Annotated in this window: 2 protein-coding genes; both read right to left on the bottom strand. The window is 68.0% G+C overall.

From position 1 onward, the window contains the following. Positions 1-137: 137 nt before the first annotated feature. The gene (locus ADL15_RS16990; RefSeq protein ID WP_067691438.1) at positions 138-419 is read right to left on the bottom strand and encodes a hypothetical protein; all 282 of its coding nucleotides are present in this window, start codon (positions 417-419) and stop codon (positions 138-140) included. A gap of 14 nt (positions 420-433) precedes the next feature. Continuing rightward, positions 434-931 (bottom strand): Pycsar system effector family protein, encoded by a 498-nt coding sequence (locus tag ADL15_RS16985; protein WP_067691435.1) that lies wholly within the window; start codon positions 929-931, stop codon positions 434-436. Between the last annotated feature and the right edge of the window lie 95 nt (positions 932-1,026).

Genomic DNA, 1,026 nt, shown 5'->3' with positions numbered 1-1,026 from the left:
CGTCTCGGGTGACCAGGTGGCGGGGGTGGCGACTCCCTTGGGTGCGACGAAGGAGTGAGCGACGTTCGCGGCGATCGAGACCGATCCGCCGAGGACTGCACCGGTGTATGCCCAGGCGCGTCCGCTCACGCGGGTACTCATCGCTTCTCCCTGGCACGGGAGGCGAGATCGTTGCGGAGCAGGCTGAACGACACCTGCGGGTTGCTGCCGAATCCGTGTTCGTCTCGGAGCCACTGCTTGAGGCCCTGGACGTCTTGGAACGTCCGGATGGGACCTCTCAGGTGCGCTTCCATCTCCAGCGTGCGGATCTGGCCGAGGTTGAACTCCCAGACGGACAGGTAGTAGTGGTAAGGGTTGGTCGAGGCGCGGTCCTCGCTGGTGCGCGGATCGGCGTTGTTGGCGTTCGGGTTGATGTTCATGGCCGGTCCTCCCGTCAGTTCAGAGCCGAGAGGAACGCGGTCAGCGCGGCGCAGCCGAGGGCGGCACCGAGCAGATCGACGGCCAGCCGTACCCGCTGGTACTTGCGGCGGGTGGATCGGGCCAGCAGCCACAGGTGCGTGACGTCGGCGTCGGTCCGGGCCGGCGAATCGGCCGTATGGGTCTGGAGGGTCCAGTCCCCGCCGAGGGCTCGTGCGGAAGGCGCGGACGCCCAGCGCATGAAGCCGTAGTTGCCGCCGAGTGCGGGCCGGATGGCCACACCCAGCAGGACGATCGCCGCGCCGATCAGGGCGGCGGTCGCGACAGCCGTCACGAGGGAGAAGCCGTGCAGGTGAGCCTTGCTCGCCAGCGCGGCCCCGCCGGTCAGTGCCCCGAGGGCCAGACCGGTCAGGATCGATGCTTTGGTGTCGACCCGGGAGATCTGGGCCTGTACCTCGGCGAGGGCTTTCTCCGTGGTGATGCTGTTCTCGGTGGTGGTCAGGTTGTTGGTCATCGCGCCTGGTCCTCTCCGTAGAGGTTGAACAGGGGTTGAGGTGCACGGTTCGGATCCGGCGCGAGACGGGCCGACTGCCGAACCGTTGCCCGCTG

Origin of the sequence: Actinoplanes awajinensis subsp. mycoplanecinus, from assembly GCF_001509495.1 — a bacterium.
GTDB classification, from domain to species: domain Bacteria; phylum Actinomycetota; class Actinomycetes; order Mycobacteriales; family Micromonosporaceae; genus Actinoplanes; species Actinoplanes palleronii.
Note: the sequence above shows the minus strand (reverse complement) of the source record. Positions and strands in the feature narration are given on the sequence as shown.